Raw genomic sequence first — 26,560 nt, 5'->3', positions numbered from 1 at the left:
ATGCGCCGACGCTCTTCCGCCCTCCTCGCCGCCCTCCTGATCTCCTCCTCAGCGGTAGCCGCCGTGACCGGCCCGCAGCCGGCCACCGCCGCCTTCGCCACCGACGACTACTGCCTCGGTGAGTGCTCCGACATCCTGCCGCCCGGGCAGAACGGGGACGCCGACCTCGCCGCGATCCTGGCCCACCAGGCGTTCGGCACCATGCCGGCGCACGCCTCGGACCAGCTCGCCCCCTACGCCAACCTCACCTACGGCTACACCGGCCTGACTCCGCAGCAGATCGGCACGTTCTTCAACGACGCCTCCTACGGCGTTCCGGCCGCCCAGGTGGCCAGCACGATCACGCCGCGCCCGGACGTCACGATCGTCCGCGACAAGGCCCTCGGCATCCCGCACGTCACCGGCACCACCCGGGCCGGGACGATGTTCGGCGCCGGGTACGCGGGCGCACAGGACCGGCTGTTCCTGATGGACCTGATGCGTCACGTGGCCCGGGGCAGCCTGACCGGCTTCGCCGGCGGCGCCGCCGGGAACCGCGACCTGGAGCAGAGCGTCTGGCGCAACTCCCCCTACACCGAGGCCGACCTCCAGGCGCAGCTCACCGCGCTGCGCAACGCCGGCACGCGCGGCGCCCAGCTGTACGACGACGTCGGGCAGTACCTGGCCGGTGTCAACAAGTACATCGACGACTGCATGGCGGCCCGGGACTGCCCCGGCGAGTACGTGCTCACCGGCCACCTCGACGCGATCACCAACGCCGGCGGCCCCGAGGACTTCGTGATGACCGATCTGATCGCGGTCGCCGGGGTGATCGGCGGGCTGTTCGGCGGGGGCGGCGGCACCGAGATGCAGTCCGCGCTGGTCCGGGTCGCCGCCCGGGCGAAGTACGGCGACACCGTCGGCGACCGCGTGTGGCAGCAGTTCCGGTCGCAGAACGACCCGGAGGCGGTGCTCACGCTGCACGCCGGGCAGTCGTTCCCGTACTCCTCGGGCGACCCGAACGCGGCCGGGGTGGCCATGCCGGACGCCGGCGCGACCCCGGAGCCGCTGGTCTACGACCGCACCGGATCCGCCGCCACCGGCGTGACCGGGGAGAGCGCCATCGCCGAGTCGCTGGGCACGCTCACCGTCGACAGCGCCCACCGGGGCATGTCGAACGCCGCCGTGGTCAGCGCCGCGCACTCGGCCACCGGGCATCCGGTCGCCGTCTTCGGCCCGCAGACCGGCTACTTCGCCCCGCAGCTGCTCATGCTGCAGGAGCTGAAGGGGCCGGGGATCAGCAGCCGGGGTGTCGCGTTCAGCGGCCTCAACCTCTACACGCTGCTGGGCCGCGGACCGGACTACGCCTGGTCGGCCACGTCGTCGGTGCAGGACATCACCGACACGTACGCGATCCGGCTGTGCAACCCGGACGGCAGCGCGCCCACCACGGCGTCGTCGCACTACCTCTACCACGGCACGTGCACCGCCATGGAGACGCTGAGCCGGACGAACTCGTGGGCGCCGACGACCGCCGACTCCACCCCGGCCGGGTCGTACCGGCTGACCATGCTGCGCACGCGGTACGGCCTGGTCACCTGGCGCGGCACGGTCGGCGGGACACCGGTGGCGTTCACCAGTCTGCGGTCCACCTACGGGCACGAGGCGGACTCGGCGATCGGCTTCCAGATGTTCAACGAGCCGGCCCAGATGGGTACGCCGGCCGCGTTCACGAACGCGGCGTCGACCATCGCCTTCGCGTTCAACTGGTTCTACGTCAACTCGGCGGACACCGCGATGTTCACCTCCGGCACCGAGCCGGTCCGCCCGGCCACGGCCGATCCGAACCTGCCCACCTGGGGTGACGCCGCCAACGAGTGGACCGGTTTCCGCCCGGCCAGCGCCCACGTCCAGGCGGTCAACCAGGACTACTTCGTGAGCTGGAACAACAAGCAGGCGGCCGGCTACTCGGCGGCCGACGGCAACTTCAGTTTCGGCGCGGTGCACCGCGGCGACCTGCTCGACGCGCCGCTCAAGGCGGGCGTCGCGGCCGGGACGAAGTACGACCGGGCGTCGCTGCTCAAGGTGGTCGAGCGGGCCGGGCTCACCGATCTGCGCGGTTCCTCGGTGCTGCCGGACATCCTGCGGGTGATCGACACGGCGACGGTCACCGACAGCACCCAGGCGGCCGCCATCGCCAAGCTGCGCACCTGGCTGGCGAACGGCGCGCTGCGGAAGGAGACCGCCTCGGGCAGCAAGGCCTACACCGACGCGGACGCCATCCGGATCTTCGACGCCTGGTGGCCGAAACTGGTGCAGGCGCAGTTCTCCAGCGGTCTGGGCACCGGGCTCTTCGACGCGCTGGTCGACACGCTCCAGATCAACGAGTCACCGTCCGGGAAACAGACCGGGCCGGTCTCCGACCTGCCGCATTCGGCCAACGCGGCCCAGGGCCACAAAGGCAGTTCCTTCCAGTACGGCTGGTGGGGCTGGGTCGACAAGGACCTGCGCGCGGTCCTCGGCGACAGCGTGCCGAACTGGTCCACGAGATACTGCGGCGGCGGCACCGTCAGCGCCTGCCGTACCGCCCTGCTGACCAGCCTCTCCGCGGCGATCGCCGAGCCGGCCGCCACCACCTATCCGGCCGACGAGCACTGCGCGGCCGGCAACCAGTGGTGCGCGGACGCGATCGTGCAGTCCCCGCTCGGCGGCATCACCCACAACCTGATCGCCTGGCAGAACCGGCCCACCTACCAGCAGGTCGTCTCGTTCCCGGCCAAACGCGGCGACGTCCTCACCAACCGGGCGGCCGGGAAGGCGGTCACCGCGTCGAGCGTCCAGTCCGGCAATGCGGCGGCCAACGCGGTCGACGGGAACCCGTCGACCCGCTGGGCCAGTTCCTGGTCCGACAACCAATGGATCCAGGTCGATCTGGGTGCTTCGCTTCCGGTGGGGCGGGTGCAGATCTTCTGGGAGTCGGCGTACGCGTCCGCGTACCGCATCGAGACATCGACCGATGGCAGCACCTGGACCCCGGCCGGTGCCGTGGCCGGAGGCAACGGCGGCGTCGACACCGTCGCGCTGACCCCGGCCACCGCCCGTTACGTCCGCCTGACCGGGATCACCCGGGCGACCCGGTACGGACTGTCCGTCTATGAGCTGGAGGTCTACTCACACTGACGCCTCAGAACGACGCCGAGATGCAGAACGGATGGCCGGCCGGGTCGAGCAGCACCCGCCAGCGGTCCGGCTGCGGCTGGAAGTCCGGCTTGGTGGCGCCCAGTTCGAGGATCGCCGCCTCGCCGGACTCCAGGTCGTCGACGCCCAGTTCCAGGTGGGACTGCTTCGGCACGTCCCCGTGCGGCCAGGTCGGTGGCACGTACTTGTCGACCTTGACGAAGCCGAGGCCGTTGCCGGGCTCGCCCAGGTAGACGAACTCGTCGGAGGAGAAGGCGACCTCCATGCCGAGCAGCGTGCCGTAGAAGCCGGCCAGGGCGGCCGGGTCGTCGCAGTCCAGGGAGAAGCCGACGTACTTGGCGAGGGCCATGATGGTGCTCCTTTCGTCGGCTCCGACCCTGCCAGCCATGACTGACATCTTGTGTCAGTCTTCTGTGGCAGGCTTTCCGGCATGCGCGCCAGCCGGTTGTTGTCCCTCGTCCTGCTGCTCCAGGACCGTGGCCGGCTCACCGCGCAGCAGCTCGCCGAGGAGCTGGACGTGTCGGTGCGGACCGTCTACCGCGACGTCGAAGCCCTCGGCGCGGCCGGCGTGCCGGTCTACGCCGAACTCGGCGCGGGCGGCGGCTACCAGCTGGTCGACGGCTACCGGACCCGGCTCACCGGGCTCACCCCGCAGGAGGCCGGCGCCATCCTGCTGGCCGGGGTGCCGGAAGCGGCCGCCGAACTCGGCCTCGGTGCGGTCCTCACCACCGCCGAACTCAAACTGCGGGCCTCCCTGCCGGCCCGGCTCGCCCGGCACGTCGACGAGATCCGCGACCGGTTCCACCTCGACCCGGCCGGCTGGTTCCGGGAGACCGAGACCCACCCGCACCTGACGGCGCTCGCCGGGGCGGTGTGGAACCGGCGGCGGGCCCGGATGCGCTACCGCAGGCACCGGGCCCCGCACGAGGTGGACCGGCTGATCGACCCGCTCGGCATCGTGCTCAAGGCCGGGGTCTGGTATTTCGTGGCCCGGGTGGACGGGTCGGCGCGCACGTACCGGGTGGCGACGATCCTGGACCTGACCGTCCTGGACGAGACGTTCGAACGGCCCGAGGGCTTCGACCTCGCCTCGACGTGGGCGCAGTGGGCGATCGACTTCGAGCGCCGCCTGCACCGCGGCGTCGCCACCGTCCGCTTCTCCCCCGCCGGGCTGGAGCGCATCCCGTACCTGATGACCCGCGCCATGGCCCGCAACGTGTCCTCGGGTCGGGGCGAGCCGGACCCGGACGGCTGGACCACGGTCACCCTGCCGATCGAGTCGGTCCGGCACGCCCACGCCGAGTTCCTGCGCCTGGGCGCCGACGTCGAGGTCCTCGAACCGGCCGAGCTGCGTGACATGATGCGGGCCAGCGCCGCCGCCATGGTCCGCCTCTACGGCTGATCGCCGCGCCGCAGCCCGGCGATCCGCGCGGCCGCCTTCCCGTCGCCCGCGTCGGCCAACGGGCGCAGGTAGCGGATCGCCTGATCCACATCGCCGCGCCGGGCGTACAGGTCGGCCAGGCGCACCGCGACGGCCAGGTCACCCCGGTCCGCCCGGGGACGGAGCAGACCGATCGCCTCCTCGACGTCACCGCGCGCGGCCAGCAGATCGGCCAGCCGTTGAGCGGGCTCCGGATCGTGGCCGGCGGCCACCGGCCGCAGCAGGTCGATCGCCTCCGCGGACCGCCCCCGCTCGGCCAGCAGGCCCGCCCACCGCAGCGTGGCCTGCACGTCACCGGACGACGAGCGCGCCCGCAACTCCTCCAGGCGGCCCTGCCGCGCCAGAAGCTCGGCCAGCCACCTCGATGCTCCCGCCTCGTCCGCGTCGGCCCGCTCCCGCAGCTCACCCAGCCGCCCCTGTTCACAGAGGACCTCGGCCAGCCGCACCTGGGCGAACGCGTCACCGGCGGCCGCCGACGCCCGCAGCTCCTCGAACCGTCGCCGTTTCGCCAGCAGCGGGGCCCATTGCAGGGAGGCCAGCATGTCACCGCCGCCGTCGACCAGCGGCCGCAGCATCTCCAGCGCCTCGTCCTCCGCACCGGCCTCGGTGAGCAGGGCGGCCGCCAGCCGGGCCGCGTGCCGGTCGGTGGGGGCCAGAGCGCGCAGGATGCGGACGGCTTCGCGCACCTCACCGGAACGGGCGAGGGCGACGGCCAGATACCGGGCCGCGATCCGGTCCCCGCCGTCCGCACGCTCCCGCAACCCGTCGATGTCGCCCTGTTCCGCCAGGAAGCCGGCGAGCGCCGTCCCGGCCTCCACCTCACCGCTGTCGGCACGCGACCGGACCTCGTCGAGACGGCCCTCCCGGAGCAGGACGGCGCACCACCCGTGGGCGGCGTTCGTGTCACCGGCGTCGGCCCGGGCGCGCAGTTCACCGGCGCGCCGGTGCGACACGAGCAGGGTGATCAACTGGTCGGCGGCGGAACTGTCCCGGTCCGCTATCCCGTGCAGGACGCCGATCGCCTGGTCCAGCTCTCCGCGGCCGGCCAGCACCTCGGCCAGCGTGCGGGCCGCCGCCACGTCGCCGGTGGCCGCCCGGGCCCGGAGGACATCCCGGTGCACCGGGCCGGAGAGGTGCTCCTGAACCAGGACGTGCCGGAACTGATGAACCGCACCCGAGCGACGGAGAACCCCGTGCCGGTAGGCGTCGGCCAGGAAGTGATCCAGGCGCCACGGCAGCCATCCGCGTACCGCCAGGCTCAGGTGGGCGATCCGCCAGCGCGCCCAGGTCCAGCCACCGGCGGCGAAGGCGGCGGCCGTGCCGTAGAGCAGCACCGCCGTCACCGTGACCGGCGCCGGCGGTGTGCCCGTCGCCGCCGCGGTGGCAGCGAACACCGAGCCGGCGGCCAGGGCATGTCCGGCCGCCACCGCCGCCCCGGCGACCGTCCGGCCGTCTCGGGGTGCCGCCGGGCGTCGCACGGTGATCCAGCCGAGCGCGAGCAACGTGGCCGCGAACCCGGCCAGCAGGCTGGCGGTGGGGTGCCTCGTGATGAGCCCGGTGAGGACACCACCGCCGACGCCGTAGACGAGCGACGCCCCGAACGGCGTCCGGAGCCCGGCCACACCCCGGTACGCGCCCGGGAACAACAACCGCAGCCATCCGAAGGGCCCGCACAGGAAGGCGAGGACCGCCCCGGCCACGGCGGCCGTGACGGAGAAACCGGCGGCCGCCGCGAACACGCCGCCGGCCGTCCCCACCGCCGTGGCCACCGCGACCGTCGTGGCCGTCCGCGCACGTTGCGGCCGGACCGCGAGCAGCCCCGGGTCCAGCTGCCGCCAGCGCACGTCCCGGGTGCCCGTGGCGTACAGGTGATAGGCCAGGCAGCACAGCCAGTGCCGGCGCCACGCTCCCGGGTAGGCGGCCCTCAGGAACGCGTCCATCAGGCGCCCGGCGATCTCCGGCCGGGTGCCCAGGGTCAGCAGCTCGGCCGGGTCGGCGCCCGGCTCCCGGTAGGCGGTTCGGGCCATCGACACCATCAGCGGGGTGGACAGGGTCCGCACCAGCGGATCCCCCCGGTCGGCGGCACGCAGGTGGGCGAAGACCGGCTCCCACCCCGGCCGGCCGGACTCGGGATAGGACAGGTAGGCCACCGCGGCGTCCACGTCGACGGCCTCGAGTTCGACCACGGCCGCCGTGGTCAGGACGTGACCGGCGCGCTCGTACTCGCCGGTGCGGGAGGTCAGGACCAGGGGACGGCCCGCCGACGCGTGGTCGTCGAGCGCCCGCAGAGCCGGGCCGATCGCCGGACCGGGCAGTTCGTCCAGGCCGTCCAGCAGCGGCAGGATCCGGTTCTGCTCGACCAGGCGGCGGGCCACCGTGAGCGGGTCGCCGTACCGGCCCAGCACCGGTCGGTGATCCTCGGCGAGCCGGCGGGCCAGAAGATCGTCGAGTGGCCCGGCCGGATCCCAGTCGCTGATCGGCACCAGCAGCGGAAGCGGCTCGCCGTCGGTGCGGGTGCGGAGCAGGCCCAGGGTGAGCAGCAGGGCGAAGACACTCTTGCCGGCGCCCGGTTCGCCGAGCACCACCAGCTGACGGCGGGGCAACGCCCGGAAGGCGGCGACGATCTCGGTGTTCAGCTCGTCGGTGCGGCCGGTCAGCGGGAACTCACGCCAGTCACCGGCCGCGGCCGAACCGAGGACCGCCTGCCGTCCGGCGGCCGGACGGCCCGTCGACGACCAGCGGACCGGCACCGGAGCCGGGCGGGTCACCTCGCGGCGGACCGCCTCGACGGCCCACGCGTTCTCGATCGGGGCGAGCAGGTCGGCGACCACCCGGTCCAGATCCGGGCCGGGTCCGGCGCGGTGGCGGGCCCGCTCGATCCACACGACGGCCGCGACCAGCGCCGTCACGACCGACCACATCGCCCACGGCCACCACCACCAACTGTCCGGCGGGTTCACCGTGTTGGTGGCCATGTTCCCGGCGAGCGCCAGCGCGACCCCGGCCAGCAGGGCGGCGATCGGCGACGGTCTCACCAGACGAGTATCGATGCGTGGAGCGGTTTCGTCGTACCCCGCTGATAGCGTCCGCGCATGCCGATCAAGCCCGTGCACGGTGGGGACCCGATGCCCCTGGAGAGTCCCGACGACGTCGCCACGTTGATCGGGCATCTGGAGCGGCGGGACCGGGAGCCGGCCTGGCTCGGCGACCACTTCTCCTACCTCGCCGGGACAAGGCCCGACTGGTTCCGGCCGTTCCAGGAGACCGTGATCATCGACAACCACCTGCCGTACTGGGAGGTGGTGTTCGACGACGCGTGCGTGCTGCTCGCCGGCACCTCCGACCGCTGTGTCGAGACGCTCGCCCGCCGGCTGCGTGACCGCTGGTCCCACTACGACATGTGGGCGCTCGCCGCGATCGGCACCGACGCGGCCCGGGTCGTGATCGCCGACCTGGTGCGCGCCGGAGCAGACCGGCGGGATTTCGAGGACTCCGGGATCCGGGTGCCACTCACCGGCCCCGCGGAGTACCGGTTCACTCCTCAGCGCCGTGCCGTGGTGCTGGAGCCGGGCGCCTTCCCCGGCGCCGACGATCCGGTCGGCCTGCCGGTCGAGCAGGTCGTGCGTGACCCGGCCACCACCCCGGTGGTCTGGCACTACGCGTCGTTCCGGCTCGGCCGGATCCCCGGGCTGCCACCCTTTCCGGCCGAGCGGGCCCACCTGGTCGCGCCCGCGTCGGCGTGCCTCTGGACGGTGTTCGCCGACATCGGCGCCGACGGCCGCTACTTCGGCGAGGAGGTGCGGTTCGAGTCCGGTGACGACGACCCGGACGAGGACTACGCGGGCGACGACCCCGGCTTCGGCGTCGGCCGGGCGGTGTTGCGCCCCTACGGCCCCGACCTGATCTACAGCAACGGCAACATCCACTCCTCGCCCGGTGTGGTCGGCACCGCGGGCGGCCCACCCATCGGCCTGTACCCGAACCCGTCCTGCCCGTCCTGCAAGCGCTTGATGTTCCACGTCCTCACCGTGGAGACCTACATCCGCGAGCACGGCGACGGCCTTCGCGGCCTCTACCTCTGCGAGGACTGCCACAAGGTGGCCTCCACCGCCACCCCCTGGAACTGACCCCCGCGACACCTCGACCGCGGACGACCCCGCCGCCCGGACGGTCTGTCACATCGGGGCGGGTCGGGCCGTCCTGGCGGTATGAAGCGAATTCTCGTCACCGGGATCACCGGGACTCTGGGGCGGCCGGTGGCCGGCGTGTTGCGGTCGCTCGGCGCGGATGTTCGAGGGCTCAGCCGCCGGCCCGGCCAGGATTTCCAGGGCGATCTGGCCGACGGTTCCGGGCTGGACGCGGCGCTGAGCGGGGTGGACGCGGTGGTCCACTGTGCCAGCGACACCCGGCGGCTGGGGCGCGGCGATGTCCAGGGCCTGCGGAACCTGCTGGCGGCGGCCGGGCGCGCCGGGCGGCCGCACGTGCTGTTCGTGTCGATTGTGGGCGTCGATGTGATCCCGTACCCGTACTACCGGGTCAAGCTGGCCGCGGAAGGCCTGGTCGAGGGGTACGGCGGGACGATCCTGCGGGCCACCCAGTTCCACGAGTTCGTGTTCGGGGCGGCCCGGATCGTGGCGCGAATGCCGGTCGTCCTCGCGCCGGACATGCCGGTGCAGCCGATCTCGACCCGGGACGTGGCGCGCCGGATCGCCGAGATCCTCGACGATCCGCCCGCCGGACGGGTCGCCGACCTGGGCGGTCCCGAGGTGCTGCGGGCGCCGGACATGGTGCGCGACTATCTGCGGGCGACCGGGCGGGACCGCCGGACGATCCCGGCGCGGTTGCCGGGGGCCACCTTCCGCGGCTTTCGGCAGGGGGCTCATCTCGCGCCGTCGCACCGGTCGGCGGGCGAGCGGTGGGCGGAGTTCCTCGAGGCCCGCGTCCGTGGCGGGTGAGTGGGCAGCTCAGCCCGGCGGGCGCGGCACGGGCCGGACCCGGCAGCGCCTCGCGGTGTTCCCACGGGGCTCCTCCTCCGCGTACCGGAAAGGATGCGGAAGAGGAGCCGCCGGAGGGACCACCGGGGTTGTCAGCACCAGGAGAGCGTGGAGTTCGTCCTCGTGACGTTGCTGATGGTGTTGTTGCCGCCGGTGCAGGGGCTCCAGGTGACGTTGGTGTTGGACACCGTCAGGTTCTGGAGGCGGATGCCGGACGACGGGGCGAACTCGGTCCGGCTGGCGATCCGGACCTCGCCGCCGCCGCTGACCGTGCCGGAGACGCCGGCGATGGTGGTGTTGTAGCAGTTCTCCAGCAGGATCGAGTTGTTGCCGGTGTTGGCGATGTCGACGCGGTCGATGGTGGCGCCGCCGCTCTCCGAGACGCAGAACACGCCCCGTCCGCCGCCGCGGGCCTTGACCGTGCCGACCTTGATGTTGTTGGGGTAGGCGTCGCCGATCCGGCCGTTGCGGTTGGCCATCCGGAAGGCGGCGTAGCCGGTTCCGGTTCCGGCGTTCTCGGCGTCGACCGTGCCGACCGTCGCGTTGATCGTCTGGTTGAGCAGCAGGCCGGACTCCCCGACGCCGCGGGCCGTGACCGTGCCGATGGTGATGCCGTCGACGCCGTAGGTCTCGACCGCGTGCGAACCGGCGCCGGAGACGTAGACGTTGTCGATGCGCACGCTGCGGGTCCACTGGCTGGTGTCGCCGCGGTTGTCGATGCGGACGCCGAGGCCGCCGCTCAGACGCATGTCGATCTGGCCGAGCCACACGTTGGTGACGTTGCGCATGAAGATGCCGTAGATCGGCGCGCCGGTCATGTTGAGGTAGGGCACCTCGATGTTGCTGACGCCGCGCGCGTAGACCGGGGCGTAGTCGCCGCTGCCCGAGCCGGTCACGTTGATCGTGCCGCAGACCGACAGCGAGGTGTAGGCGGCCAGGGAGATACGGCTGCCGGCGCTCATGCTGCCGTTGCCGCGGACCACGACCCGCTGGATGGAGGTGCGCCCGGCGGTGAGGCTGCCGATACCGGCCTGGACGGCGGCGCGGAAGTCCGTTCCGGTGTAGACGGCCGTGCCGGCGCTGTTGCGGGCGGTCCAGGTGCCGCCGCTGACGGTCACCTCGGACTGGAAGGTGCCGCTGCCGCAGCCGGACGAGCCGCCGCCGGTGCCGACCTGGACCATCTGCCACTGCTGGTTGGGGTTGCCGAGGTCGGCGTACTGGGCGACCTTGGCGCCGTCGGCGGTGGAGTGCTCCCACACCTCGACGGCCTTGCCGCTGTGCCGGTTGAGGAAGCGGACGTAGCCGCTGTCCGAGTCCTTCAGCGTGAACTGCTGGCGGGTGGTGCCGTTGTCGGTGTTCTGGATGAGCTGGGTGCCGTCGGTGGCGTTCGGCAGTTCGAGGAACAGGCCGCTGTGCCGGCTGCGGATCTTGTAGTAGCCGCTGCCGGCGTCGACGAACTGCCACTGCTGCCAGTTGCCGTCGTTGCGGGTGTACTGGGCGATGCCGGCGCCGGCGTTGGTGGCCAGGTTGTAGACGTCCATGGCCTTGCCACTGTTGCGGTTGACGAAGACGTACCAGGCGGCCGTGTTGACGGTGGCGGCACTGGCCTGCTGGACGCCGATGGCCGCGCCCGCTCCGGCGAGCGTGGTGACCACGAGGGCGATGAGGGCGGCGCGCCAGCGCCGCCTCCGAACCGGGGATGACATTCGGGGATCCTTAGCTCAGGGGCAAATGTGAGCGCTCACAGGATGCGCATCCACCCTCATCGCCGTCAAGTTCGTCGATGCGTCAGCTGAGCGTGCAGCTCAGCCCGCCCGGCGCGGCCGCCGGTCCGGCGCCGACGAAACCGAACGTGGCGCTCGCCGCGGGCGCCAGAGCGCCGTTGTGAGCCGCGTTGCGAACCGTCACCGCGGGCGTGCCGACCACACCGTTCCACAGTGATCCGACCGTGGTTCCGGCCGGATAGGTCCAGTTCACCGTCCATGCCGTGCCGGCCGTCGTACCGGTGTTCTTGACCGTGACCTCGGTCTGGAAGCCGCCGGTCCACGAGCCGATGGTCTTGAACGTGGCCGAGCAGCCCCGGTCGCCGCCGTCTCCTCCGCCGCTGCCGGTGGTGACGCTGCGGCCGGCCGAGGCGGCGGAGACGTTTCCGGCCGCGTCGCGGGCCTTGACACTGAACGTGTACGCGGTGTTCGCGCTCAACCCGGTGGCGGTGTACGAGGTGCCCGAGACGGTGGCCACGACCGTCCCGTTGCGCAGCACGTCGTAGGAGGTCACGCCGACGTTGTCGGTGGACGCCGCCCAGCTCAGGGCGACACTGTTCGCGGTGATCTCACCGGCCGTCGGCTGTCCCGGGACGCTCGGCGCGGCGGTGTCGCCGTCCTCGCCGCCGTCGCCGTACCGCTGTCCGAGACTGATCCCCGTGGTGCTGCCGTCGCCGCCGAGCGGCACCTGGTGGTCGAGGCTGACGAACCGGCCGTCGTGCTGCCAGAGCGCCGGCTTGAGCAGGGCGTACTTCTGCTCGTCCCAGGTCTTCCAGTCGTCGAGCAGCAGCCCGCCGGTGTCACCGGAGTTGGGGTTGAGCACCCAGAACGTCTGGTGCAGCCGGTGCTCGGCGATCAGGTCACGCAGCGCGGTCATCCACTTGTCCTGGCGCGCGTCCTGGCCCAGGCGGCCGCCCCACTCACCGATCAGCAGCGGCGCGGTGCCGTTCTCGTGCAGGTAGAACCAGTTGGGCCGCCAGACGTCGTTGGTGAGGGTAGCCTTGTCGAACGGCTTGTCGAACCAGGGCTGGTTGTAGACCAGCGGCCCGTAGTCGTGCGGCGAATAGACGAGCTGGTCCTGGTTCTGACCGAGATTGATCGGATGGTCCTTGACCCCGCGCAGGTTGCCGCCCCACCAGTTGTAGTAGTAGTTCGGCGACAGGTCGGGGTCGGTGTTCGGCGAGCTCCAGGTCTCACCCTCACGCGGGTAGACCTCGTTGCCCTCGACGAGGATCAGCACGTTCGGGTTGATCGCGAGAATCCGCTTGGCGGCCGTCTCGGCGGTGTTCTTCCAGTTGTCGACGTCGGTGGAGGCGTCCCACTTGGCGCGCGCGGTGTCGTTCGGGGTGCCGTGCGGCTCGTTCTTGAGGTCGAAGGCGACGACCGTGTCGTTGGTCTTCCAGCGGGTGGCCGCCCACTCCCAGGCCTGGTAGTACAGCTCCGGAGTGACCGTGCCCTTGTACCAGACCGGGTGGATGTGACCGGAGTTGTCGGCCTCGGCGGAGTGCACGTCCAGCAGGACCTTGATGCCGTACCGCTCGCACAGGTCCAGCCAGAACTCGAAGATCTCCAGGCTGTCCAGGCCGGCGAGCTCCGGATTGGCGTAGGTGTTCACGTTCGGCGCGGCGGCCTGCCCGTTCTTCCACTCCAGCAGCAGCTGGGTGGAGATTGGGACGCGGACCAGGTTGATGCCGCGGTCCGCCATCGACTTGGTGACCTGGGTGATGTTGGCCGACCACAGGCCGTGGAAGACCCGCTCGGAGGCGTTGAAGCCGAACCAGTTGGCGCCGGTCAGCCAGACCGGATTGCCGGCCGCGTCGACGATCTTGTTGCCGGAGACGTGCAGCCAGTCCTCGGCCGGCGGCGCGGCCGAGGCCAGGTGCGGGGCGGCGGCGCCGGCGGTCAGCGCCAGCGCGGCGCCGATCAGGGCGGCGGCGAACCGGCGCCCGCGGTGTGGTTTCGCGGTCACTCGAAAACTCCAAGGGGATGGGGTACGGGACTGGGAGCGCTCCCAGAAGCAGTATTCAATCTCGCGGTGACCGGGTACAAGGGTTTCGGAAAATGTCGGTGGTCGCTGCTACGGTCTGCGCCGTGACGATTCACGAGTTCCTGACGACGTTCGCGGACCTCCCCGTCGTGCAGTCCGAGGACGGGCCCGATCCGGTCGACCCGGCCGCGGTGGCGTGGCGGGTCGAGCTGGACGATTTCGAGGGCTCCGAAGAGGATTTCGTCGCGGCCTTCGAGCGGATGCTGGCGCGCAGCGGTCCAGGCGGCCCGACCGCGCTGATCGTCGGGGAGTGGGGGTCCGCCTACGACACGGCCTTCCCGATGCGGGTGCTGATCGACAACGCGGATCGGCTCACCGGGCTGCGGGCGCTGTTCCTCGGCGAGATGAGCTATGAGCAGTGCGAGATCTCGTGGATCCACCACGGTGACATCACACCGCTGCTCACCGCGTTCCCGGCGCTGGAGCGGCTGTGGATTCGTGGCTCCGACGGCCTCGAGCTGACGCCGGTCCGTCACGAGGGGCTGCGTGAGCTGGTCTTCCAGTCCGGTGGCCTGCCCGCCACCGTGATCCGGGCGATCGGCGCCAGCGACCTGCCGCTGCTCACCCACCTGGAGCTGTGGCTCGGGGTGGCCAACTACGGCGGCGACGCCCGCGCCGAGGATCTCGAGCCGATCCTGGCCGGCCGTTCGCTGCCCGCGCTCACCCACCTGGGCCTGCGCAACGCGGAGATCGCCGAGGAGCTGGCCGCCGCGATCGCCGCCGCGCCGATCGTCTCCCGGCTGACCGACCTCGACCTGTCCCTCGGCGTCCTCGGTGACGCGGGCGCCGCGAGCCTGCTGGCCGGGCAGCCGCTCACCCACCTGGAGTCGCTGTCCCTGCGGCACCACTTCATGTCGCCGGAGATGGCCCAGCGGGTGGTCGACGACCTGCCCGGCGTGACGGTCGACGTCTCCGACCCGCAGAAGGAGGAGCGCTGGGGCCGGTACACCGCGGTGGCGGAGTAGATGCCGCTCGCCCTGGTCGGCAACCCGTCGAACCGCCGGGTCGCGCTGTTCACCGCCGCCGCGCGGCGGGCCGGACTCCCCGCGCCGACGGTCCACCCGTGGCGCGAGGTGCTGCTCTCCGGGAGCGTCCCCGGCCCCGGCACACTGGTCCGGATCGACTCGCCGGGCGAGGACGCCGAGGTGGACCGGCTGTTGCGCACCCTCGGCTCCGGCCGCCCGGCCACGGCGGCCCGGCACGGCGAGATCCTCGGCATGGGCGCGGCCTTCACCGGGCTGGGGCTGGCTCTCGCCCGCATCGCTGACGGTGGCGGGCTGCCGCTCAGCGACCCCGCGGACATCCTCACCATGACCGACAAGCGCCGCTGCCACGCGCTGTTGTCGGCCGCCGGGATTCCGGTGCCGCCCGCGCTCCACTTCGCCCCGGCCCCGCCCGCCAGCCTTGCGCCCTTCGCCGCCGCGATCACGGGGCCGACGGCCGATGCCGCCGCGCTCGACCCCACCCAGACGCCGCCCGCCCGTCTCGCGCCCTCCATCTCCGCGCTCGCGGGGTCGACAGCCGATGCCGCCGCGATCGCGGGATCGACGGTCGGGGCCGCCGCGCCGGTGCACGGTTACGAGGCGCTGCGGGCGGCGATGCGGGCGGCCGGGTGGGGGCGGGTCTTCGTGAAACCCGCCCACGGCTCCTCCGCCTCCGGGGTGATCGCCCTCGCCGCGGCCGGGCGGCGGGTCACGGCCGTCACCTCGGTCGAGCTGAGCGGCGAGTCCATTTTCAACAACCTGAGGGTCCGCCGTTACGACGACGAATCCTCCATCCGTACGATCGTCGACCTGCTGGCGCCGGACGGGCTGCACGTCGAGCAGTGGTTTCCCAAGGCGTCCCTCGGTGATCGGGTGCTCGACCTGCGGGTGGTGGTGATCGCCGGCCGGCCACGGCATGTGGTGGTGCGGACCAGCCGGTCCCCGATGACGAACCTGCATCTCGGCAACGCCCGCGGCGATGTCGCGGCGGTGCGGGCCGCCGCCGGCGAGCGGTCCTGGGCGGCCGCCATGGAGACGTGCGTGCGGGTGGCGGCGTGCTTTCCCCGTACCCTGCATGTCGGTGTTGATCTGATGTTCCGGGTGGGTTGGCGTGATCATGCGGTGGCCGAGGTGAACGCGTTCGGTGATCTGCTGCCCGGCGTGCTCGCGGACGGCCAGGACACCTATGACGCGCAGGTCGCCGCCCTTCTCGACGGCTGGCCGGGCGGGCTTTCCACGGCCTCGGTAACGGGTGACCGGGTGGGTGCCGCGTGCGTGAGCTGATCGGCAGTCATGATCTGTTGTTCGTCACCTTGGACACGCTGCGGTTCGATGTGGCGCAGCGGTGCCTGGCCGACGGGCGTACCCCGCGGCTGGCGAAGGCGCTTCCCGGCGGCGTGTGGGAGCGGCGGCACAGTCCGGCGAGCTTCACCTACGCGGCGCATCACGCGTTCTTCGCGGGTTTCCTGCCGACGCCGGTGACGCCGGGGCCGCACGAGCGGCTGTTCGCGGCCCGGTTCGGTGGCAGCGAGACCAGTGGGCCGGGGACGTTCGTGTTCGACGCCCCCGATCTGCCGGCCGGGCTGGCCGCCGCCGGCTATCACACGGTCTGCCTGGGTGGGGTGGGATTCTTCAATCCGGCCGCGCCGCTGGGCCGGGTGCTGCCGGGCCTGTTCGCCGAGTCGCACTGGGAGAAGGCTTTCGGGGTGACCGCACCGGACTGTCTCGGCGCCCAGCTCGACCGCCTGGAATCGATCATCGCGGGGCTGCCCGCCGGCCGGCCGCTGTTCACCTTCCTCAACGTCGCCGCGATGCACCAGCCGAACAGGCACTACGTTCCCGGGGCCGGCCCCGACTCGGTGGCCACCCACGCGGCCGCCCTGGAGTATGTGGACGGTCGCCTGGACAGATTGTTCACGCTGGTCAGCGGGCGCGGGCGACCCTGCCTGGTGATCATCTGCTCGGATCACGGCACGCTCTACGGCGAGGACGGCCACGTCGGCCACCGGGTCGCCCACGAGACGGTGTGGACGGTGCCGTACGCCGATTTCATCCTGGAGCCGTCGTGAGCCTCGACGATTCGCCGTATCAGGGGTATCTGTACGCGTACCCGCACAAGACCGCGTACCGGCGGCTCGACCCGCGGCCGCTGCTGAGCGACGTGTGGTCGGGTGAACGGCAGGACTCCCTGTTCGGGTACGTACATCTGCCGTTCTGTGAGATGCGCTGCGGGTTCTGCAACCTGTTCACCCGCGCCAATCCGCCGGACGAGCAGGTCACCGCCTATCTGGCGCAGCTTCGCCGGCAGGCGGCCGCGGTCCGCGACAGCCTCTCCCCCGGCGCCGTGTTCTCCCGGCTGGCGATCGGCGGCGGCACCCCCACCTATCTGACGGCTCCGGAACTGTCGGAGCTGTTCGGCATCGTCGGCGACGCGTTCGGCACGACCGCGGTCCCGCTGTCGGTGGAGACGTCGCCGGCCACCGCGACCCCGGACCGGCTCGCCGTCCTCGCCGAGCACGGCACGACCCGGATCAGCATCGGCGTTCAGAGTTTCCTCGACACCGAGGCCCGCGCCGCCGGCCGGCCACAGCGCCTCGCCGAGGTGCGGGCGGCGCTGGAGGCGATCCGGGAGGCGCGGATCCCGGTGCTCAACGTCGACCTGATCTACGGCATCGACGGGCAGACCGCGGCCACCTGGCAGCACTCGCTCGACGAGGCGCTGCGCTGGCGGCCCGAGGAGCTGTACCTCTACCCGCTCTACGTTCGCCCGCTCACCGGACTGGGCCGGCGCGCCCACGCCCGCGCCGACTGGGACCGCCAGCGGCAGCAGCTGTACCGGCAGGCGGTCGAGGTGCTGACCGACGCCGGCTACGTGCGGCACTCGATGCGCCAGTTCCGCCGGGCCGGCGCACCCGTTCCGGCCGGCCCCGACTACTGCTGCCAGGACGACGGCATGGTGGGCCTGGGCTGCGGCGCCCGGTCGTACACGACGGAGCTGCACTACTCGTTCGACTACGCGGTCACCGTCTCCGAGGTCCGCGCGGTCATCGACGACTACCTTTCCCGACCCCCCACCGATTTCCGGTACGCCGAGATCGGCTTCCGTCTGGACGCCGTCGAGCAGCGGCGCCGCTGGCTGCTCAAGTCGCTGCTGCGAGCCGAGGGGGTGGACGCCGCCGCCTACCGCTCCCGGTTCGGCACGGCGCACACCGGCGACTTCCCGCAACTTTCCGGCCTGGTGGACCGTGGCTGGCTGAACCCGGCCCGGACCCGGCTCACCGGCGAGGGCCTGGCCTGGTCCGACGCCATCGGACCGTGGCTGGTGTCGGCCGATGTGCGCCAGGCGATGGGAGCCTACGTCCCCCGATGACCGACCTCTACGTGCTCTATCGCGGGCCGCTGGCCAGCTGCAACTACGACTGTCCCTACTGCCCGTTCGCCAAGCGGGTCGACCCGCCCGAGGTGCTGCGCGCCGACCGGGCCGCCCTGGAACGCTTCACCGGCTGGGTGGCGGCGACCACCGACCGGCGGTTGTCGGTGCTGTTCACGCCGTGGGGCGAGGGGCTCACCCGGTCCTGGTACCGGGACGCCGTCGTACGCCTCTCCCACCTGCCGCACGTCGCCCGGGTGGCGATCCAGACGAACCTGGCCGCCCGCACCGGCTGGCTGGCCGCGGCGAACCCGGATGCCGCCGCACTGTGGACCACCTACCACCCGGGCGAGGTGACCCGGGATCGGTTCCTGGCCCGCTGCCAGGAACTCGACCGGCTCGGCATCCGCTATTCGGTCGGCGTCGTCGGTCTTCCCAGCCACTACGACGAGGCCGTCGCACTGCGCTCGGCGTTGCCGTCCACGGTCTACCTGTGGGTGAACGCGGCCGACGGCCACGTCTACACCACTGAGGAGGAGCGGCGCTGGACCGCGCTGGATCCCCGTTTCGGCGACAGCGTCCGCCCGCACGCGTCACTCGGCCTGCCGTGCCACGCCGGTGAGACGGCCATCTCGGTGCTCGGCGACGGCACCGTCCGCCGATGCCACTTCATCCAGGAGCCGATCGGCAACCTCTACGACGGTACGTGGCGCGCGGCCCTACGACCGCGCGCGTGCACTCACGCCCGGTGCGACTGCCACATCGGCTACGTGCACCTCAAGCCGCTGCGCCTGCGCGACGTCTACACCGACGGCCTCCTCGAACGCATCCCCGCGGTGTGGCCCCTCCCCTGACAGCGACTCCCGTTCCGCGTGAGCGGTCCCGGCTTCACGCGCTCTCGCCGGCACGATCGGGCACCGGCAGCACAGACTCCACGTGGGAGGGGACGCGGCCGAGAGGGTGCCTCGCCGGAGGCCGACCGAAGCGCGGGATATCGGACATTGCGTCCCAAAAAGCTATAGATTCCGCAATTGTACGATTACCGCCTCGGCTCGGCGAGCGACGCGTAGCGTCGGGACGACAGGAGCACATCCGGCCGGAGGAATGGCATGCGGCGACGCACTCTACTGACCACCGCGCTCGCCGCGGGAGCGGTCACGATGCCAGGCCAGCCAGCCTCCGCCGCATCGGCCACCCGGTTCGGTGTCATCGCCTCGACGCAGGGACCACCCAAAGACGACGCGGACACTTTCCGGCGGCTCTACGAAAAGCAGCGCGCGCTCTATGGCGACGGCCCGATCGGCATCCGGCTGTTCGCTGCCGACCGGCTGCCCCTGGCCGGGGACGGCAGCATGGTCGGTACCCTGCTCGCCTGGGCTACCGCGAGCCACCCCGACGAGCCGATCACCATCTCTCACAAGACACGCGACGACGACCGGCTGCGGGCGCTGCTCGACTGGGCACACGAGCACCACACCCAACTGTCGGTCATCTACTTCCACGAGGTGCAGAATGACTGGGGCCGCCGCCGTGACCCGCGGGCCGAACCGGCCGCCTATCTCGACGTCTACCGTGCTTACCGCCGGATAATCGGGGCACACCCCGCCCGATCGCAGGTCACCCTCGAGAAGAACCTGATGTGGTACTGGCAGCACTACAACGTCAAGAAGCTGGGCGGTGACTGGCGCCTGTTCGTCGAGCGCAACGACGACCCGGCCGACCTCGTCTCGTGGGACACATACGTCTTCCCCGGCATGCCGCCCACCTTGCCGCACAGCAACCAGGGCAGGTATGCCACACCGGCGAGTTCTTCCGCTACCCGCGCGACATTTGGCGTGAGACCAAGCGGCCGTGGGGAGTCGGCGAGATCGGCACGACCGTGCAGGACGGCGACGGAGTAGGCGCCGAGGCGCGATGGGACCGTGGTGGCACCCGATTCGCCGAGTGGGTCGGGACCATCACCGCCGCCGCGGCCCATCCGGCCACCATCGGCCCCGAATACGCGGGCCTGCCGCCGGCCCTCTTCATGAAATGGTGGGCCGGCCCGGACGCCCGCGGCAGCGAGCAGGGTCTTGACCAGGTGCCGGCCGCGGTCGCCGCCTACCGCCGACTGGTGAAGGCGTCACCGCTCACTTGATACCGCCCGCGGTGAGCCTCCGTGCTTCAGCCGCGAGCGATCCCGTGACGGAGGCACACTGGCGACGCTCAGCGCTTTGCCCGCGGCGGTAGAAGACGGTGCCCGCCCTGGGCAACAGGGGGGGTGTGATGCCCACACCCCGCTGCACCCGAGCCAAGGACGGGGCCGACGCCGAAGACGGCGCTCCTCCCGCACGTGGCCCCGTATCCCTATTGGAGACACGCGGCGCTATCGCTCATAGCGGTCAGGTCGCCGCTCTGTTCAGACTTGTGACCGGCTGTTAATCTCCCGGCTGATGCGAAACCGAGTGATCGCCGCAGTCGGACTTCTCCTGGTTGGAGGCGTTGCCGTCGCGTGGCGAAACGAGCGTTACGAAAAGTGTGAGCAGCGCGGCGCCCAATTGTCCGACCTTGCCCTTCTGAATAGGTGGCCGGATGCCCTTGCGCCGGCGAACTTGTACAGCGGATGCGACGTGGACCGCACCGTCGCATACGGGGGGCGGTACCACCACGGCACCGCCGCGCAGGACAGTGTGGCCCGGTTCTACCGGGGCGTCGTGGAGCAGGACGGTTGGCGGATCTTGGCGCGAGAGCAGGAGTCGGGCGACCACGCGGCCATACTCTGCGCCAGCAGGGACATCGACGGAGTCAAGGCGTACCTCACACTGTCGATCGCGACCACGGACAGTTTCGAGGTGCACATCTCCGATGTGCTCGATCCCGGGTACCGGTGCATCCGGGATAGGGAATTGAACAATTCGGGGCGATGACAGCCAGGGGACGGCACACCTTGGCGACATGCGCGGCGCGAAGATCAAGCATTGCGCCTGAATCTGAGACTCACCAATATGCAAGGGAGTCAAGTGCAGACGAACGGCGCATCACCCCCAAGAATCGACCGCACTCACGTCGGCAGATCCGCCTACTTGGCATGCAACCCTGCCATCACCCTCAGTAGCGCGCGACTCGCGGCTGGAAGAGGACGTTGGCTGCGATCATCGAGAACGTGCAGATAGGAATCGCCGCCGTTCATCCCGGCCCGACCACGATGGTTGACGCGCTGGTGGCCGACGTGCATCTGAGGGCCGAATGGGCTGGCCGGCTACCACCCACGGTCGGCCAGGTCATCGATGTCGAGCTTGACATCGATGCGGTTCTCGAGTGGGAAGTCACGATAGCCATCGGCGGCGGCGAGACGCTGCGGCCGGGACCGGTACTCCGCGGAACCGTTGAACGTCAGGAGCGGGACGTTCTGACGATGCGTATCGCCGAAGGCTTCCTGCAGGTCGAGATCGACAACCGTTCCATCGATGCGCCTCCCGGCACCGCCATCGCCGTGGTGGCCGACCACCTCAGGCTCTACCCGACCAACGCGTGATCCTCGATGCCGACACGCACTACCGGCGGCGGTAGAGGACAGTGCCCGTCACGGACAACAGGGCGTCCAGCAGCCAGATGGAACTCACCGGGTGCGATGGGGCCCACATCCTGCTGCACCCGAGCCAAGGACGGGGCCGACGCCGAAGACGGCGTCGGCCCCGATGTCCCGGTGGGATTTGAACCCACGCCTCCGCGTCCCCGAAGGGCGCACGGGATCCTTGGCCCCTAGACGACGAGACACGGGGAATGTACAGCACCGACGCCGCCCCCAGCTCGCCAGTTTCCGGGGCGTCACGAGCGCCCGTCCGCGTTCCCGTCCCATCGGCTGAGCCGAGCGGATCGCGGCGCCCGCGAATATCCACTCAGAACGGCGGGAAGACCGCATTCTCGGAGTCGACGAGCGCTGCGGGATCTGCGCCGCACATCTGCAGAGTGTGTTCGGCACGGGCTCGCAGGCGCGCCAGCCGGTTTCTCTCTGAATCTGATCCCTTACGAGGGCTGGACTGTGCTGTGCACAATATCTGCCATGTCGAGTCAGCCCGAGCGCCCCGGAACGAGCTGCCTCATCGGTGCCTGGCTGCTGGGTGTCCGGCATCCCGCACGGATGGTGATCGCGGAGGTACTCGCGCTGGCCGAGGACGGCTACGTCGAGATCGTCGCCGATGACGACGGATACACCGTCCGCCGAGGACCGGTCGATCCCTCAGGGCTGCGGCAGGACCGTGCGGATGTCCTGGCCGGGCTGTTCCATGGCGGTGCCCCCGCGCGGCTGGACCGTCCCGAGCTGCCACCGATGACAGCGCCGCACGGCCCTATCAGCGCCGACCGGCTCAGCACCGTGTTGTCCGAGGCGATCCAACGGTACGGTTTCATGTCGCGGCTGCGCTGGTTGATCGCAGCCGGCGCGGTTCTCGGCCTGGGCGGAACACTGGCCGCGATGGTTGCCGGGATGTGGTTGGCCGTGTTGCCCCTGGCCACGGGTACAGCAGTGCTGCTCACCCGATGGCTACAGGCACCGATCCGACCCAGCGGTGCCGCCCGCGCCGAGCGCGCACGCCTGCACCAATTGCGCGAGCAGATGCGCGACGGGTCGGGGGCCTCGGATCCCGCCCTGCTGCCCTGGGCGTTCCTGCTGCTGGCCGAGGATGAGCGCAACACCTGGTGGCGACGCGTACGACCGGTCTCCGACCAGCCACACTGGCTGACCTGGCGCCCGGTGAAGGCAGGCGCGTGGCCCGGCTTCATGACCGACAGCGGCCTACCCGGGCTGGCTAGGGCGGTGGCCCACCGGATAGGGCCGTAGACAACCCGCCGCGGGTGCCGACAATTCGTCCGCCCGGGTCACGGCCATCTCGATCGCCGACACGTAGGGCCGGGCCAAGCCTCATTCCAGCGACGCTGAGCACCTGAGCAGTCCGGAATGAACCGGTTCGAGTCCGGTGGCCCGGCGCACTATCGGCGGCAGTTGAGTGGGTCCGGCGTCCTGCTATCGAGCGTTCCGGCCCTGGGGCTGCCGAGGGTCGTACTCGCCCTCAAGGGCTGGTGCGAGGCGAGAGCGCTCGCGCGGGCGTTGCCGGCCGACGCCCTGCTGCTCGCGAGCCGGGAGCCGAAGGCACGGCAGACGTTGGAGCAGGCCGGATCGGTGTACACCGACAAGAGGTTCAACGAGGTGACCCGCGACGAGCCGTACGAGGGCGATTTCCAGGCACGTCGGCGCGCGTATGTGACCGGCACGGACCACACAGGCTGGGAGCCCCGTGACCAGGTAGTGGCCCGCTTCGCTGAAGGAGTGAGATTCTGGACTGCTCGGGCGGATGGGCGACCGCTGGTCATCGCGAGCCACGGCATGGCCATGACCCTGTGGCTGACTACGACGGTCGCCCTCGCGGACCCGGGTGCCTTCTGGGCCGACCTCCGGCTACCGGGCCTCCTCACCGTCGACGTGACCGGCAAGCAGGTATTCCGGCCCGAGTCCGACGATCCTTCGGGCGTCTCCTGAACCCCGTCCCGGCACACCGCCGCAGCCGACGACGGGCTCGGCCTGGTGCAGACACCCTTGATGCGGCAGATCCGGACGAGGCCGGCTCCTCGACGAGGACTTGCCGATTGATGCCGGGTGATAGCTTGTGGAGAAGTGACGGTGGCGCATTCGCCACGGTGGGCCGCTGGATCGTCTACCTGCCCGCTCGACGTCCTGGGAGAGATCCGATGACGAGCAACGACAAGCCTCGAGGTGCCGCAAATCTCGGGATCTGGTCAAATATCGGGGTCTGGGTCGCCTTTGGCGCTGCCTTCGGCGTCGTCGCCGGGATCCTGCTCAACAACATCGGTCTCGGTGTCGCGCTGGGTGCGGCTCTGGGTGTGACCGCCGGCGTCGTCGTCATCGCGCGAGCGAATGACCGCGGCAAATCCTGAGCGTCGCGCCCGCGTCTGGGCTACGCAGATGTTTCACCATCCGGTCTTCCACCCCGCTACGCCGTCCAAGAAGAAGTAGGCACGACAGATCACCGTCGACGGGGCGCAGTACGTGTTCGCACGGGATGCCAAGACCGCCGCCGGAACCGTTGCGATGATGGTCGTCGCTCAAAGCGAGCGGATGCGGCTGCGATCGGGGAATGGCTGGATGCAGAGGTCGCTGGCCACTTCGGTATGTCCGCGGACGTAGCCTCGACCATGGCAACGGCGGAGCAACTGGTCGCATGGTGGCATGCCAGTCGAGACTCTCCAACCGATTGACCGCGCTGATCGCGGCCAAGGCAGACGGCGACGCTGCTCCGAATCTCGGTGCGCCGTGCACTCGCCGCCCGATGATGGTCAAGCTTTGGCGCGCCTCCGCCCGAGCACCACGCTTGCGATGGCGCCAACCGCAAGTGCGGTCAGCGCCCACGGACTCGCTGCTGCCGCCTCGGCAACTGGTAGCCTGGCAGGGGCGGCAGCGCCGTGCTCGCTGTCGTCTGGATCCGGTCGGTTGGGCTCATTCATGCTCCTGAGCATAGAGAACGAAGTTCACCCCATTCCAATCTGGCGACCGAAGGCTTGAGTAGACGCGAGTGCGCTGTCATCGGCACGAGCGTGCATCAACCGAGGCAGTCCGACGGTTACGCGACGTGACTGCTCGGGGCGTCAAGCGCTCGCCTCGGCGGCGAATCCGCGTATCCGTCAATGCCGGCGGCGGCCGGCGGGTAGCCGGAACTCAACCTGTGGTCAGGCTCGTGACCAGGCTACGTAGCCACGACTGGCTGAGCGCGGGATCGCGGCCGATGGCACGGGCGACGGCTTGCCGGCCGGCCGGGCTGCGACCGTAGGCGACCAGTGCCGCTGCCTCGACGAGGGCCTGCCGAGTGCGCTCGTCCCGGCCGGGGCCTTCAGCCGCGGCGGTCCACAGGTCAGGGCGTAACGAACGGGTCAGCTTCACCTGGTGATCCCCGAAGTACGACCAGACTCCCGGGTCGAGTGACACGTTGGCCACCGCGGACGCGGGCAGCGTGCGGGTCCAGGCGGCGTGCTGATGCCACCGCTCGGTGTTCGGACTGGTCTTGCGGCGGATGGTGACCCCGACGAAGGACAGCTTGCGGCGGACGACCGACCACGGCTCGCGTTCCTGCTCGATCCAGTCCCGGATCAGCGTGAACAACTCGGTGAACGTCTCGCCCTCGTAAACGACATCGACCAGGACCGCCGGGCGGTCCCGGCGCGCCAGCGCGTACGGCGTCAAACCGACCGTCTCCAGAAACCGGCGGCCCTGCGCCACCTCAGCGGGTGTCAACGGACGACGACGCCAGCGCCGGCCGGATCCGATCCCCGGACGTTGAAACGACAACGGCAGCCGGTAGAGCCGTTGCACCCCGGATGGGCCGCTGAACACGCCGCCGAGCAGGTCGAACATCGAGTCCAAGGACCTGCCCACGAAGAACAGATCCCCGTTGCGGCTACGGGCCAGCACCTTCCCGGTACACGCCACGAGATCGTCGAGGAACCACAGGTCCGGAGTCGCGGTACCGTCGAGCAACGATCCCAGCTGATCCGGCGTGATCAGATCCCACCGGAACGGCATGCTTTCCGGCACCGACGTCACCCCGCCATGATCGCAGCCCGATCCGGGCAGCCCACGCTCGGCCGGCAACCGAAACGTACCGACCACGACGACTACACCCGCCACACCTCGCACGACCGGCGGCAGGAGAGTTCATCTCGCGATCGCGTTGTGACAGTGCCGCCAAGAAGAGATCCCGGCCCGCTCAGCCGGAGCGCCGAATCTTGCACATGAGCATCGCCCAAACCCCGTAGCCGGACCCGACATCTCCGGTGATCACACCTGCTGCCGAGCCCATGAACAGGGCATTCGCGCAGTCCGGGCACACCTCGCGCCCAGTGACCGTCTTCTCGAACGGCTCACGGACACTGCGACCACAGTCAGGGCAGGCCCGGCCTGACAATCCCATTCATGCCTCCTGCGATCGGGCTCCTGAGAGTACGACCTTGCCGCACCCCGCTGGGCGACCATCGGCAGCGCCGAAGGTCGGCTTTAACGTGAAGGCCAGCCGGAGCGCGGGCAGCGGCAGAAGAGGACGTGTGATCATGCAACGCTATCCTCCGCCTGTGGAGATACCCCTCGACGAGCATGAGCGCTTGCTGGCGCTCTACCGGGCTCGGGTTGATGCTTACGACGACGTGGACGCGGGATACGGGGAACGCTGGCGCAGTTGGTGTCGGACCCTGTTGTCCCTCGGTGGTTCCCTCGTTGTACCGCCTCGTGGCCCCGAAACGGACCTCGAAGCCCTCCTCGCCGGAGGGGTCTCCATGAGCCGGCATGTTCGTCAGTTTCCGGGCGAGCCTGGCGAATGCCACCGCAACGTCGCAGCCTGCTGGATCGACGGGACCTTCGAGTCGATTGGCACGGGATACGCGCTCTCTAATGACCAACTTTGGCGCCAACACTCTTGAGGGCTGACTGCCGACGGTGAGTTGGTGGAGACGACCGACCAACGGCGCGCCTACGTGGGCATAACCCTCACGGCAGGACCAGCAAGTATGCAATTTGCCGGCAGCAATGCGCAGCAACACCTCAAGGCGGTATTGCAGCAACGCGGTCCCAGAGCTGCTGAACTGATCAGCATGATCCGAGAACTGGCAGGTGTGCGTCCCCTGCGGTAATCGACCACCAGCGTCAGCGCGCCACCACCGCAGCATCCGAGCGCGTGGGCTACCGCCTGTAGCCACCACTCGCGGTCAGCGGCAAATGAGGGCGGTTGCCGGCTCAGAATCTAGT

22 protein-coding genes and 1 tRNA gene are annotated in these 26,560 nt (G+C 70.6%); 17 read left to right on the top strand and 6 right to left on the bottom strand.

Annotated elements, in window-relative coordinates:
• Positions 1-3,159, top strand: coding sequence for a penicillin acylase family protein (locus J5X75_RS16900; RefSeq protein ID WP_208468364.1), 3,159 nt, complete (start codon positions 1-3; stop codon positions 3,157-3,159).
• Positions 3,160-3,163: 4 nt separating this feature from the next.
• On the opposite strand, the gene J5X75_RS16895 is transcribed toward J5X75_RS16900, so the two are convergent.
• Positions 3,164-3,526 (bottom strand): VOC family protein, encoded by a 363-nt coding sequence (locus J5X75_RS16895; RefSeq protein WP_208468363.1) that lies wholly within the window; start codon positions 3,524-3,526, stop codon positions 3,164-3,166.
• 81 nt (positions 3,527-3,607) lie between these two features.
• Here J5X75_RS16895 and J5X75_RS16890 point away from each other — a divergent pair, with 81 nt between their 5' ends.
• On the top strand, positions 3,608-4,579 hold the full coding sequence (locus tag J5X75_RS16890; protein WP_208468362.1) for a helix-turn-helix transcriptional regulator: 972 nt from the start codon (positions 3,608-3,610) through the stop codon (positions 4,577-4,579).
• Here J5X75_RS16890 and J5X75_RS16885 read toward each other — a convergent pair.
• The gene (locus tag J5X75_RS16885) at positions 4,570-7,653 is read right to left on the bottom strand and encodes an NACHT domain-containing protein (RefSeq protein ID WP_208468361.1); all 3,084 of its coding nucleotides are present in this window, start codon (positions 7,651-7,653) and stop codon (positions 4,570-4,572) included. The two genes, J5X75_RS16890 and J5X75_RS16885, sit on opposite strands and share 10 nt — an antisense overlap.
• A gap of 57 nt (positions 7,654-7,710) precedes the next feature.
• On the opposite strand from J5X75_RS16885, the gene J5X75_RS16880 reads away from it, so the two are divergent.
• Positions 7,711-8,745 carry a hypothetical protein gene (locus J5X75_RS16880; protein WP_208468360.1) on the top strand — a complete coding sequence of 345 codons (1,035 nt, stop codon included), beginning with the start codon at positions 7,711-7,713 and terminating at the stop codon, positions 8,743-8,745.
• 81 nt (positions 8,746-8,826) lie between these two features.
• Positions 8,827-9,573, top strand: coding sequence for an SDR family oxidoreductase (locus tag J5X75_RS16875; RefSeq protein ID WP_208468359.1), 747 nt, complete (start codon positions 8,827-8,829; stop codon positions 9,571-9,573).
• Positions 9,574-9,704: 131 nt separating this feature from the next.
• Here the strand turns inward: J5X75_RS16875 and J5X75_RS16870 are convergent, their stop codons facing one another.
• Both J5X75_RS16870 and J5X75_RS16865 read right to left on the bottom strand, forming a co-directional pair.
• Positions 9,705-11,318 (bottom strand): RICIN domain-containing protein, encoded by a 1,614-nt coding sequence (locus J5X75_RS16870; RefSeq protein ID WP_208468358.1) that lies wholly within the window; start codon positions 11,316-11,318, stop codon positions 9,705-9,707.
• Between the two features lie 82 nt (positions 11,319-11,400).
• Complete coding sequence (locus tag J5X75_RS16865; RefSeq protein WP_307798118.1) at positions 11,401-13,344, bottom strand: cellulase family glycosylhydrolase; 1,944 nt, start codon at positions 13,342-13,344, stop codon at positions 11,401-11,403.
• 122 nt (positions 13,345-13,466) lie between these two features.
• Between J5X75_RS16865 and J5X75_RS16860 the strand changes: the two genes are divergently transcribed.
• The 9 genes from J5X75_RS16860 (at position 13,467) to J5X75_RS16820 (ending at position 21,289) form a co-directional block, all read left to right on the top strand.
• Positions 13,467-14,387, top strand: coding sequence for an STM4015 family protein (locus J5X75_RS16860; RefSeq protein ID WP_208468357.1), 921 nt, complete (start codon positions 13,467-13,469; stop codon positions 14,385-14,387).
• The gene (locus tag J5X75_RS16855; protein ID WP_238488275.1) at positions 14,388-15,689 is read left to right on the top strand and encodes an STM4014 family protein; all 1,302 of its coding nucleotides are present in this window, start codon (positions 14,388-14,390) and stop codon (positions 15,687-15,689) included.
• Positions 15,677-16,474, top strand: a complete 798-nt coding sequence (locus J5X75_RS16850; protein WP_208468356.1) for an STM4013/SEN3800 family hydrolase — start codon at positions 15,677-15,679, stop codon at positions 16,472-16,474. Before J5X75_RS16855 ends, J5X75_RS16850 begins: the two co-directional genes overlap by 13 nt.
• Positions 16,471-17,775, top strand: coding sequence for an STM4012 family radical SAM protein (locus J5X75_RS16845; RefSeq protein ID WP_208468355.1), 1,305 nt, complete (start codon positions 16,471-16,473; stop codon positions 17,773-17,775). Before J5X75_RS16850 ends, J5X75_RS16845 begins: the two co-directional genes overlap by 4 nt.
• Complete coding sequence (locus tag J5X75_RS16840; RefSeq protein ID WP_208468354.1) at positions 17,772-18,629, top strand: STM4011 family radical SAM protein; 858 nt, start codon at positions 17,772-17,774, stop codon at positions 18,627-18,629. Before J5X75_RS16845 ends, J5X75_RS16840 begins: the two co-directional genes overlap by 4 nt.
• 255 nt (positions 18,630-18,884) lie before the next feature.
• On the top strand, positions 18,885-19,676 hold the full coding sequence (locus J5X75_RS16835) for a hypothetical protein (RefSeq protein ID WP_208468353.1): 792 nt from the start codon (positions 18,885-18,887) through the stop codon (positions 19,674-19,676).
• Positions 19,655-19,912 carry a hypothetical protein gene (locus tag J5X75_RS16830; protein ID WP_208468352.1) on the top strand — a complete coding sequence of 86 codons (258 nt, stop codon included), beginning with the start codon at positions 19,655-19,657 and terminating at the stop codon, positions 19,910-19,912. Before J5X75_RS16835 ends, J5X75_RS16830 begins: the two co-directional genes overlap by 22 nt.
• A 472-nt stretch (positions 19,913-20,384) precedes the next feature.
• On the top strand, positions 20,385-20,681 hold the full coding sequence (locus J5X75_RS16825) for a hypothetical protein (protein ID WP_208468351.1): 297 nt from the start codon (positions 20,385-20,387) through the stop codon (positions 20,679-20,681).
• Positions 20,682-20,896: 215 nt separating this feature from the next.
• Positions 20,897-21,289, top strand: coding sequence for a hypothetical protein (locus J5X75_RS16820; protein ID WP_208468350.1), 393 nt, complete (start codon positions 20,897-20,899; stop codon positions 21,287-21,289).
• A 163-nt stretch (positions 21,290-21,452) separates the two neighbouring features.
• Here J5X75_RS16820 and J5X75_RS16815 read toward each other — a convergent pair.
• Positions 21,453-21,531: transfer RNA gene (locus J5X75_RS16815), tRNA-Arg, on the bottom strand.
• 364 nt (positions 21,532-21,895) lie between these two features.
• Here J5X75_RS16815 and J5X75_RS16810 point away from each other — a divergent pair.
• The 3 genes from J5X75_RS16810 (at position 21,896) to J5X75_RS16800 (ending at position 23,706) form a co-directional block, all read left to right on the top strand.
• Positions 21,896-22,594, top strand: coding sequence for a DUF2207 domain-containing protein (locus J5X75_RS16810; protein WP_208468349.1), 699 nt, complete (start codon positions 21,896-21,898; stop codon positions 22,592-22,594).
• Positions 22,595-22,711: 117 nt separating this feature from the next.
• Positions 22,712-23,290, top strand: a complete 579-nt coding sequence (locus J5X75_RS16805; protein WP_208468348.1) for a histidine phosphatase family protein — start codon at positions 22,712-22,714, stop codon at positions 23,288-23,290.
• Between the two features lie 209 nt (positions 23,291-23,499).
• On the top strand, positions 23,500-23,706 hold the full coding sequence (locus tag J5X75_RS16800) for a glycine zipper domain-containing protein (protein WP_208468347.1): 207 nt from the start codon (positions 23,500-23,502) through the stop codon (positions 23,704-23,706).
• 778 nt (positions 23,707-24,484) lie between these two features.
• Here J5X75_RS16800 and J5X75_RS44365 read toward each other — a convergent pair.
• Positions 24,485-25,366 carry a hypothetical protein gene (locus tag J5X75_RS44365; protein WP_238488273.1) on the bottom strand — a complete coding sequence of 294 codons (882 nt, stop codon included), beginning with the start codon at positions 25,364-25,366 and terminating at the stop codon, positions 24,485-24,487.
• An 893-nt stretch (positions 25,367-26,259) separates the two neighbouring features.
• Here J5X75_RS44365 and J5X75_RS16790 point away from each other — a divergent pair.
• Complete coding sequence (locus J5X75_RS16790; protein ID WP_208468346.1) at positions 26,260-26,445, top strand: hypothetical protein; 186 nt, start codon at positions 26,260-26,262, stop codon at positions 26,443-26,445.
• Positions 26,446-26,560: the final 115 nt, after the last annotated feature.

Source organism: Actinoplanes flavus (assembly GCF_017592555.1).
Taxonomy (GTDB): domain Bacteria; phylum Actinomycetota; class Actinomycetes; order Mycobacteriales; family Micromonosporaceae; genus Actinoplanes; species Actinoplanes flavus.
The sequence above is the reverse complement of the archived record's forward strand: the minus strand, read 5'-3'. Positions and strand labels throughout refer to the sequence as shown.